We start from the raw sequence: 8092 nt of genomic DNA on the forward strand, positions 1-8092 counted from the left end.
TGAGGCCTAGTCCGGCCAGGTTTCGCGCGCCGCGCCCAGGACCTCGCCCGCCAGATACAGCGAGCCGCAGATCGCCACCCGGCCGGCGCCCAGCCGCAGGGCGCGGTCCAGCGCCTCCTCGACAGAGCCGCAGGGCGTCGCGCCCAGACCATGCCCCCGCGCCACCGCGGCCAGGGCGTCCGGCTCGGCCGCGGCCCCGTCGAAGCGCACGGTGAACACCGCCGCCCCTGAGTCCTTCAGCGCCTCGAAGAAACCGCCGGCGTCCTTGTTGGCCAGCATGCCGACGATCAGGGCCAGCGGGCGCGGCGCCCTGGCCTGACGCTCGGCGAGGGCCTCGGCCAGCGCCCGGCCGGCGTGCGGATTGTGCCCGCCGTCCAGCCACAGCTCGGCGTCCGCCGCCCGCGCCGCCGCGCCATAGGGACCGGCCGTGACCCGCTGCAGGCGCGCGGGCCAGCGCACGGCGCGCAGGCCTTCGGCGATCGCGGACTCTGGCAGATCCAGCTCCAGCGCCACGGCGACGGCGAGGCCGGCGTTGGCGATCTGGTGCGGCCCGGCCAGCGCCGGGGCGGGCAGATCCAGGAACCGCTCCTGATCCTGGAAGGCCATGCCGCCCCGCTCGGCCCAGGCGTCGAAATCCACGCCCATGACGGTCAACGGGGCGTGAACCGCCTGCGCCGCCTTCTCGATGACCGCCATCGCCTCTTCCGACTGGCGCGCGATCAGACCGCGCGCGCCGGGCTTCAGTATGCCCGCCTTCTCCGCCGCCACGCCCCGCAGGGAGGCGCCGAGGAATTCCGCATGATCCAGATCGACCGGGGTGATGACGCTCAGCAGGGGACGTTCGATCACGTTCGAGGCGTCAAGCACGCCGCCCAGACCGACCTCGACGACGGCCAGATCGGCGGGCGTCTCGCTCATGGCCACGAAGGCGGCGGCGGTGGTGCTCTCGAACACCGTCGCCTCGACGTCCAGGGCCTCGATCCGGTCGAGGATTCCGTTCAGCGCGTCGTCCCCGATCAGCCGGCCGGCCACCCGGATGCGTTCGTTGAAACGGACCAGATGCGGCGAGGTGTAGGCATGGACGGTCAGGCCCGCCGCCTCAGCGATGGCGCGGATGAAGGCGACGGTCGAACCCTTGCCGTTGGTGCCCGCCACATGCACCACGGGCGGCAGCCGGCGCTGCGGATCGCCGAGGGCGGCGCACAGGGTCCGCATCCGGTCCAGCGACAGGTCGATGCGCTGGGGGTGTCGCGCCCTCAGGCGTTCGGAGATCGGGTCCACCGCCGGCCTCAGCCTGCGGGCAGGGGCGTGCTCTGCCCGAATGGAATGACCTTGACCGGGTCCGGCACGGAGGCGGGAGACGGCGCGGCGCCGGGCGGCAGCAGACGGACGGCCTCGAGGATTCGCAGGATGATCGTTCCGCTGGGGCGGTGGCCCTCGCCGACGATCGGGAAACTGGCCCCGGTCCGCCCGGCCTCGCCCGCCAGCGCATGAAGCGCCTGACCGTGCGACGCCGGGACCACGTCGTCGGCGAGGCCGTGGATCAGAAACCACGGCGCGGTCCCCGTCCTGGCCCGGTCCAGATTGCGATAGGCGTCCGGAACCATCGCCCGGGTCAGACCCGACACCATGTCCCGCAGACGGGTGAAGGTTCCGATGGTCACCAGCACGTCCGGAACGTCCCTTTCCGCCAGCGACATGGCCACCCCGCCTCCGAGGCTGTGGCCGACGATCCAGACCGGACGGTCTCCGGCGAGCGTCCTCGCATACGACAGGAAGGCGTCGGCGTCGGCGGCCAGGCCGGGCTCCGACGGTTCGCCGGGGTTGGCGGAATAGCCGCGATAGTCGGCCGCCACGACGCCGTAGCCCTCGTCGATCGCCGGGGCGAACCAGTCGATCGCGTCCCGGGCGCTGGAGGCGTTTCCATGAAGGACGAGCAGGACCGGCCGGTCGGGCAGGCCCGGCGTGGCGATGCCGCGCAGGTCCAGCCCGTCCCGGGTCCGGACGGAGATCGCCTCGGCGGGCGCGACGAGGTCGTCCACCTTCAGCGGGGCGCGGGGCGCGGGATAGATCCGGTCCGTGACCGGGTCGGCACGGCCGGGACCGGCATGGATGAGGCCGACCGCCAGGAGCAGGATAAACAGCCGACCCGGGGACAATGACCTGTTCACCGGATCAGGCCGCCCGACGCCGCCCGCCCATCAACATCGACAGGATCTGGCCCAGCACCACCGGCAGGTCCTCACGGGCGACCACGCGGTCGACCATGCCCTTTTCCTGCAGATATTCGGCGCGCTGGAAGCCCGGCGGCAGTTTCTCGCGGATGGTCGCCTCGATGACGCGCGGGCCGGCGAAGCCGATCAGGGCGCCCGGCTCGGCCAGGTGGACGTCGCCCAGCATGGCGTAGCTGGCGGTCACTCCGCCGGTGGTCGGATCGGTCAGCACCACGACGAACGGCAGCTGCGCCGCCTTCAGCTCCTGGATGGCCAGGGTCGAGCGCGCCATCTGCATCAGGCTGAGCGCGCCCTCCTGCATCCGCGCCCCGCCGGCGGCGGTGAAGCAGACCAGCGGCACGCCGCGCTCGACGGCCGCCCGGGCCGCGGCGATGAAGGCCTCGCCCGCCGCCATGCCCAGCGATCCGCCCATGAAGCTGAAGTCCTGGACGATCACCACCGCGGGCGCGCCGTCCAGTTCGCCGAAGCCGATCGCCATCGTGTCCTTGCGGCCGGCCGCCTTGCGGGCCGCGATCAGGCGGTCCTTGTAGGGCTTGCCGTCAGAGAATTTCAGCGGGTCCTCGGGCACGTCGGGCGTGTCGATCGCCTCGAACGCGCCGTCGTCGAAGGTGTAGCGCAGCCGCTGATCGGCGTTGATCCGCATGTGCCGGCCCGAGGGCGTGACCCACAGCGAGTTTTCCAGGTCCGACCGGTACAGCATCTCGCCGGTGTCGGGGTCCTTGACCCACAGGTTCTCGGGCGTGTCGCGCCGGTTGACGATCTTGCGCACGCCGGGGGCGAAACGGCTGAGCCAGCCGCCGCGCTTCTCTTGTGGGGGTTTGTTCTTGTCGACCATGGCGGCGCTTTAGACGCTTTCCTTGACGCGCGCACCCCGGACCGCATCGGCCAGCGAACGCACCCTGGCCAGAACGCGCGTCGAGGCGGGTTCGTTCGCCTCCAGCGCGGCGGCGACCTCGTCGACCAGAACCGAGCCCGCGACGACCGCATCGGCCACCCGGGCGATCTCGGCGGCCCGCTCCGGCGTCTTCACGCCGAACCCGACGGCGACCGGCAGGCCCGAGGCCCGGCGCACGCGCTCGACGGCCGGAGCCACCGACAGGGCCTGCGCCTCCTTGACCCCGGTCACCCCGGCGACGGAGACGTAATAGACGAAGCCCGAGGTCCGTTCGGCGATGATCTTCAGCCGGGCGTCGTCCGAGGTCGGCGTGGCCAGCCGGATCAGCGACACCTCGGCCGCGTCCAGCGCGTCGGACAGCGGCGCGGCCTCTTCCGGAGGGCAGTCGACGACGATCAGCCCGTCCACCCCGCTGGCCGCCGCGTCGCGGGCGAAGGCGGCATAGCCATAGGTCTCGATCGGATTGAGATAGCCCATCAGGATCACCGGCGTGTCGGCGTCCCCCTCGCGGAAGGCGGCGGCCAGGGCCAGCGTGCCCTTCAGCGTCAGCCCGGCCTTGAGGCCGCGCAGGGCGGCGCGCTGGATCGGCGGCCCCTCGGCCATCGGGTCCGAGAACGGGAAGCCCAGCTCGATGATGTCCGCGCCCGCGCCCGGCAGGCCGCGCAGGATGTCCAGCGCCTGCTCGCGGGTCGGATCCCCGGCCATGACATAGGCCACGAACCCGGCCCGGCCCTCGGCCTTCAGCGCGGCGAACCGGGCGTCGATGCGCGCCGTGGTCATTGCGCGGGAGGCACGGTCGTCGCCGGAGCGGCCGGAGCCGGCTGGGCGGCGCAGACGTCGCCCGGGATCGGGCCGAAACCGAGATAGCCCAGCGACCCCGGACTGGTCGGGCCGGAGGTGTCGTAGAAGGCCTGCATCTGCAGCCCGTCGCAGCCGCCGCCGTCGCGCCGGCGCACGAACACCACGCGGTTGTCGTCGCCGCCGGCCGGCATCCAGCCGCGGGTCCGCAGGTCGGCGATATAGGCCTCGGCCAGGGTGCCGATCCCCGCCAGCGGGGCGCTGACGCAGAAGGCGCGTCCGGCCAGGCCGTACAGATTGCCGCACTCGGGCGCGAGGGTCGCGCCCGGCAGCACCATGGCGTCCGGCGAGGCCAGGATGGGGGCCGGCGCCGCCGGTTCCTGCGCCCAGGCGGGCGCGGCCATGAGAGCCGCCGCGGCGGCCAATACTGCGATCTTCATTCTACAACTCCACGCCCAGGTGTTTCGCCACCGCGAAAATATCCTTGTCGCCCCGCCCGCACATATTCAGCACGACATCGCCGCCCTTGCCCACTTCCTTCGCGATCTCGCCCACCCGGGCGAGCGCGTGGCTGGGCTCCAGCGCGGGGATGATCCCCTCCAGCCTCGAGCACAGCTGGAAGGCCTCCAGCGCCTCCGCATCCGTCGCCGCGCGGTATTCGGCGCGGCCGATGTCCTTCAGCCAGGCGTGTTCGGGGCCGATGCCCGGATAGTCGAGACCGGCCGAGATCGAATGGCCTTCCAGAATCTGGCCGTCGTCGTCCTGCAGCAGATAGGTGCGGTTGCCGTGCAGCACGCCCGGCCGTCCGCCCTGCAGACTGGCCGCATGGTCCGGACCGTCCAGCCCGCGCCCGGCCGCCTCGACCCCGATCAGCCGCACCCCGGCGTCCTCGATGAAGGGGTGGAACAGGCCGATGGCGTTCGATCCGCCGCCGATGGCCGCCACCACCGCGTCCGGCAGCTTCTCGCGCCGCGCCAGCATGGAGACCCGCGTCTCGCGCCCGATCACCGACTGGAAGTCCCGCACCATGGCCGGATAGGGATGCGGCCCCGCCGCCGTGCCGATCAGATAATAGGTGTCCTCGACGTTGGTGACCCAGTCGCGCATCGCCTCGTTCATGGCGTCCTTGAGCGTCGCCCGTCCCGAGGTCACCGGCACCACCTCGGCCCCCAGCAGCTTCATGCGGAAGACGTTGGGCGACTGCCGCTCGACGTCGGTCGCGCCCATGTAGACGACGCATTCCAGGCCGAAGCGGGCGCAGACGGTCGCCGTCGCCACGCCGTGCTGGCCGGCGCCGGTCTCGGCGATGATCCGCGTCTTGCCCATCCGCATGGCCAGCAGGATCTGGCCCATGCAGTTGTTGATCTTGTGCGCGCCCGTGTGGTTCAGCTCGTCGCGCTTGAACCAGATGTTGGCGGCGCCGTGATGCTCCGTCAGCCGCTCGGCCAGATACAGCGGGCTGGGCCGGCCGACATAGTCGGTCAGGAAGCCGTCCAGCTCGGCCTGGAAGCTCGGATCCGCCTTGGCCGCCTCATAGGCCGCGTTCAGCTCGTGAACCAGCGGCATCAGGGTCTCGGCCACGAACCGCCCGCCATAGGGGCCGAAACGGCCCTCGGCGTCGGGCATGGCGTACTGATTGGGGATGATGGCGTTCACGGCGGTAGCTTTCACGCGGGGGAGCGGCGGAAATCAGGCGGAGCGGACGGCGTCGAGAAACGCCGTGATCAGGGCCGCGTCCTTAACACCCGGCGCGCTTTCCACGCCAGAGGACACATCCATCAGGGGCGCCCCGGAAATCCGGATCGCCTCGCCGACGTTGTCCGGCGTCAGACCGCCCGCCACGAACCACGGATGGCGATACGCCCGGCCGGCCAGCATGACCCAGTCGAACCGCGCCCCGACCCCGCCCGGCAGGTCTGACCCCTCGGGCGGCCTGGCGTCGAACATCAGATGGTCGACGAACGGCTCCCAGTCGTCGGCCGCGGCGAAATCCTGATCCGTCCGGATCGGCAGGGCCCTGATGATCCCCGCCCCGGTCAGCATCCGGACCTGCTCCGCCCGCGCCGGCGTCTCGGACCCGTGCAGCTGGATCAGGTCCGGCTTCAGGATCAGGGCGATCTCGGTCAGCAGGGCGTCGTCGGCGTCGACCGTCACCGCCACGATCCTGGCCTTGCCCCGCGCCCGTTCGAACAGGGTCGCGGCGTGCAGCGGTTCGATGTGGCGCGGACTCTTCGGAAACACCACCGCGCCGACGAAGGCCGCGCCGCCCGCCAGGGCCGCGTCCAGCGCAGCCGGTGTCGTCAGGCCGCAGATCTTGGCGTGGGCGCTCATCCAGCGCAGGTGCCCCCGCCGCCCGCCGGGGTCAAGCTCAGTGTCGGGGCCGATACAGGTCCGCGTCCGGATCCGCCGCGCCGCGCAAGGCCGCCGAAACCACCTGCGAGGCGATCACCGAATAGGTGATGCCGTTGCCGCCGAACCCCATCACCGCCCAGGCGTGGTCCATGTCCGGCACGGGCGCGATCGAGGGCAGGCCGGTCGAACTCTCGCCGAACGCCCCGGCCCAGCTGTAGTCGATCTCGAACTCCACCTCGGGCAGCAGCCGTTTCAGCTTGGCGGCGATGGTCTCGCATTTGCGCTTCAGCTTCGCCTTGTCGGCATGGGCGTCCGGCGACGCCTCGTCCTCGCCGCCGACGATCAGCCGCCCGTCGCCGCCCATGCGGAAATAGAGGTAGGGGTCCGACGCCTCCCAGACCAGGGTGTCCCGCAGCCACGCCGGACAGCGCTGGCGCGGCTTCGACGCCATGGCCCAGGTCGAGATCACCTTCGCTCCGGGCGTCGGCACCCCCTTGGGAAACTCATAGCCGCAGCAGAACACCACCGATTTCGCCCGCACCGCATGGCCCGCATCGGTCAGCAGGGTCACGCCGTCCGGGTCGCTGACCGCCTGCATGACCTCGACGCGCGAATAGACCTTCGCCCCCGCCGCCTGCGCCCGCCGCAGCAACCCCGCCGCCAGCCGCGCCGGATCGCCGCTGGCCGAGCCCTGGCTGACGATGGCGCCCGTCCGGTCGATCCCGAACCGCTCGCGCAGCATCTCCGGCCCGATATATTCGCTCTCCAGCCCGATCGCCGCCCGCGCCTCGGCCTCGGCCTCCAGCGCCCGATGGCCGTATTCGTCGCCGGCCAGATAGAGGGTGTCCTTGTCCTTCAGCCCGCAGACGATCCCCTCGTCCGTCACGATCCGCTTCAGATCGTCCACCGCCGAGCGCGACCGCAGATAGGCCCGCTTGGCCTTGGCCATGCCGATCCGGTCGGCCAGCGCGGTCAGCGGCAGGTCGATCTCCCACTGCAACAGGGCGGTCGAGGCTACGGTCGAGCCCGTCAGCGGCGGCCGCCGGTCCAGCACCGCCACCGAATGATCCCGGCTCAGCTCGTGGGCCATGAAGGCGCCGCTGATCCCGGCCCCGACGATGGCGACATCGACCGAGATGGCCGCCTTCAGCGGCCGCACGGGCACGCCCAGGCCATGACTGTCCGCCCACAGGGAACGTCCGGTGCGCAGGTCTCTCTTGATCGTCGCCCCGGTCATGCCGTCTCCGCTGGAAGCGGAGCGATAAGTCAGCGGCGGTCGGGCGGTTCCCTCAGGCGAGGATCAGGTCGATCTGATCCTGGTCCAGCAGCCGCCACTCTCCCGGCGCCAGATCGTCCGGCAGGGCCAGCCCGCCGACGCGTTCGCGGTGCAATTCCTCGACGTGGTTGCCCACCGCCGCGAACATCCGCCGCACCATGTGATAGCGGCCCTCGGTCACCGTCAGCCGCGCCTCGGTCGGCGACAGCACCTCCAGCACCGCCGGCGACAGCGGCTTGTCCTCGCCCTCCAGCACCAGACCTCCGGCGGCGAAGACATCGCCCTCGGTCCCGTCCAGCGGCCGCGCCAGGGTGGCGCGATAGACCTTGGCCACATGGCGTTTGGGCGAAATCACGCGGTGCAGCAGGTCGCCGTCATCGGTCAGCAACAGCAGGCCCGTGGTCTGCTTGTCCAGCCGCCCGATGGTCGAGATCGCCGGGTCGCGCCGCTTCCACCGCGGCGGCAGGACGTCATAGACCAGCGCCCCGTCCTCCTTGCGCGAACAGGTCATGCCCAGCGGCTTGTTCAGCATCATCA

The 8092-nt window shown here is 71.5% G+C and carries 9 protein-coding genes; all 9 read right to left on the bottom strand.

The window, feature by feature from the left end:
- Positions 1-6: 6 nt before the first annotated feature.
- Positions 7-1281 carry a bifunctional folylpolyglutamate synthase/dihydrofolate synthase gene (locus tag V6M42_RS14460; RefSeq protein WP_332679155.1) on the bottom strand — a complete coding sequence of 425 codons (1275 nt, stop codon included), beginning with the start codon at positions 1279-1281 and terminating at the stop codon, positions 7-9.
- 8 nt (positions 1282-1289) lie between these two features.
- A complete protein-coding gene (locus V6M42_RS14465) occupies positions 1290-2159 on the bottom strand; it encodes an alpha/beta hydrolase (RefSeq protein ID WP_332660361.1) in 870 nt (289 codons plus the stop codon).
- 16 nt (positions 2160-2175) lie between these two features.
- Entirely contained in the window at positions 2176-3069 is an 894-nt protein-coding gene (gene accD, locus V6M42_RS14470) for an acetyl-CoA carboxylase, carboxyltransferase subunit beta (RefSeq protein ID WP_332660362.1), read from the bottom strand.
- A gap of 9 nt (positions 3070-3078) precedes the next feature.
- Positions 3079-3909, bottom strand: a complete 831-nt coding sequence (gene trpA, locus V6M42_RS14475) for a tryptophan synthase subunit alpha (protein ID WP_332679156.1) — start codon at positions 3907-3909, stop codon at positions 3079-3081.
- Positions 3906-4367, bottom strand: coding sequence for a hypothetical protein (locus V6M42_RS14480; protein ID WP_332679159.1), 462 nt, complete (start codon positions 4365-4367; stop codon positions 3906-3908). The genes trpA and V6M42_RS14480 overlap by 4 nt, the downstream gene beginning before the upstream one ends.
- 1 nt (position 4368) lies before the next feature.
- Positions 4369-5553: a tryptophan synthase subunit beta gene (gene trpB, locus V6M42_RS14485; RefSeq protein ID WP_442880981.1), complete on the bottom strand. Its 1185-nt coding sequence runs from the start codon at positions 5551-5553 to the stop codon at positions 4369-4371.
- Between the two features lie 63 nt (positions 5554-5616).
- Entirely contained in the window at positions 5617-6258 is a 642-nt protein-coding gene (locus V6M42_RS14490; protein WP_332679160.1) for a phosphoribosylanthranilate isomerase, read from the bottom strand.
- A 37-nt stretch (positions 6259-6295) separates the two neighbouring features.
- A complete protein-coding gene (locus V6M42_RS14495; RefSeq protein ID WP_332679161.1) occupies positions 6296-7516 on the bottom strand; it encodes an NAD(P)/FAD-dependent oxidoreductase in 1221 nt (406 codons plus the stop codon).
- 52 nt (positions 7517-7568) lie between these two features.
- Positions 7569-8092, bottom strand: a 524-nt coding sequence (locus V6M42_RS14500) for a pseudouridine synthase (protein WP_332679162.1), incomplete at its 5' end; no start/stop codon positions are given.

Source organism: Brevundimonas sp. (assembly GCF_036677305.1).
Lineage (GTDB): Bacteria > Pseudomonadota > Alphaproteobacteria > Caulobacterales > Caulobacteraceae > Brevundimonas.